We start from the raw sequence: 1,683 nt of genomic DNA, 5'->3' as shown, positions 1-1,683 counted from the left end.
GTGCGGGGGGGGCGGGCTGCGGGGCGCTGCCCCCGACGTGGTCGGGCCGGGGGCCGCGGCGGCCCCGCGGTGCCCCCGGGCCCGGGGGGGCCGTGTCGCGGCGGCTGGCCGGGGGGCCCCCCCCGGAAACCGGACTTCGACTGTCCGGGGTGTGACCCCCGGACCTCCCGGAAATCAGCCGTTGGCCTTCTCGTAGGCCTCACGGATGTCCGCGGGCACCCGGCCGCGGTCATTCACGTTGTATCCGTTGTCCTTGGCCCACTTACGAATCTCGGCGGTGTCCTTGTTGCCGCCTGCCGCGATACGGGCCTTGCCACGGCCACCGGTGCCGCGGCCGCCGGTGCGCCGGCCACCCTTGGCATACGGCTCAAGAAGCGTACGGAGCTTGTCCGCGTTCGCGGTGGTGAGGTCGATCTCGTATGTCTTGCCATCCAGAGCGAACGTCACGGTCTCGTCCGCCTCGCCGCCGTCGAGGTCATCGACAAGAAGGACCTGAACCTTCTGTGCCACCGGATTTCCTTTCATCGAAAAATTCAGTACGCGGAAAGGAAACCGCTTTTCCCGGGAAAACACAAACCCCCGGCAGAGGTTCAGGAGTGCAAGAACACGGGAAACATGCGCGATTCGGACATAGGGTTCCGGTGCGAAGTGACCGTCACAGGTGCAGAAGCATCCGGCTGTTGCCCAAGGTGTTCGGCTTCACCCGTTCGAGACCGAGGAACTCAGCGACTCCCTCGTCATAGGAACGCAGCAGCTCGCTGTAGACATCTCCGTCGACCGGAGTCTCACCGATCTCGGTGAAGCCGTGCTTCGCGAAGAAGTCGACTTCGAAGGTCAGACAGAATACCCGGCGCACTCCGATCCACCGTGCGGTCTGCAAGAGCTTGTCCAGGACCTGGTGGCCCACTCCGGCGCCCTTGAACTCGCGGTCAACGGCGAGGGTGCGCACTTCCGCGAGGTCTTCCCACATCACATGGAGTGCGCCGCAGCCGACGACCCTCGCGTCGTCATCGCGTTCGGCGACCCAGAACTCCTGGATGGACTCGTAAAGCGTCACCGTGGCTTTGTCGAGCAGGATCCGCTCACGCACGTACGCGTCCAGGAGTCCGCGCACCGCCGGCACATCGCTGGTCCTGGCTCTGCGGACGGTGAGGGCTTTTGCTCGCGTACCTGGCATGCGCAAGACGTTATCGCCCTGCGTCTCCCTCCCGGTCATCGCGGTCCGCATCACCCTGAACGATGCGCAAAGCATCACGGAGTGCATCACGCTGCTCGGAGGACATCATGCCGAAGAAGGCGACAAGGGCGGCCGCGGAGTTGTCACTCGTCGACCAGGCTTCGTTCATCAGTGCGGCCGAGTAGGCGGCGCGGGTGGAGACCGCCGTATATCGATAGGCGCGGCCCTCCACTTCCCGGCGTACCCAGCCCTTCTGATGGAGATTGTCCAATACGGTCATCACGGTGGTGTAGGCGATGGTCCGGTCGCGTTCGAGGTCTTCCAGGACTTCCCTGACCGTGACCGGGCGGTTCCACTCCCAGACCCGTGACATGACGGCGTCTTCCAGCTCTCCCAATTGACGGGGCACATCTGCACCATAGTGCGAGATGTCACGAATAGCTGGTTATTAGCGCGAAAAACACAGAAAAGGGCGTACGGCAGGGTTTCCTGCCGTTCGCCCGCCC

At 64.5% G+C, this 1,683-nt stretch carries 3 protein-coding genes; all 3 read right to left on the bottom strand.

All coding sequences use genetic code 11. The features are described 5' to 3' along the window. Positions 1-174: 174 nt before the first annotated feature. Positions 175-510 (bottom strand): Lsr2 family protein, encoded by a 336-nt coding sequence (locus ACFXBC_RS28170; RefSeq protein ID WP_385030348.1) that lies wholly within the window; start codon positions 508-510, stop codon positions 175-177. A 145-nt stretch (positions 511-655) separates the two neighbouring features. Next, positions 656-1,177, bottom strand: coding sequence for an amino-acid N-acetyltransferase (locus ACFXBC_RS28165; RefSeq protein ID WP_164264100.1), 522 nt, complete (start codon positions 1,175-1,177; stop codon positions 656-658). A gap of 10 nt (positions 1,178-1,187) precedes the next feature. Further along, positions 1,188-1,586, bottom strand: coding sequence for a BlaI/MecI/CopY family transcriptional regulator (locus ACFXBC_RS28160; RefSeq protein WP_385030345.1), 399 nt, complete (start codon positions 1,584-1,586; stop codon positions 1,188-1,190). Between the last annotated feature and the right edge of the window lie 97 nt (positions 1,587-1,683).

This window comes from Streptomyces sp. NPDC059398 (assembly GCF_042751845.1).
Lineage (GTDB): Bacteria > Actinomycetota > Actinomycetes > Streptomycetales > Streptomycetaceae > Streptomyces.
Note: the sequence above shows the minus strand (reverse complement) of the source record. Positions and strands in the feature narration are given on the sequence as shown.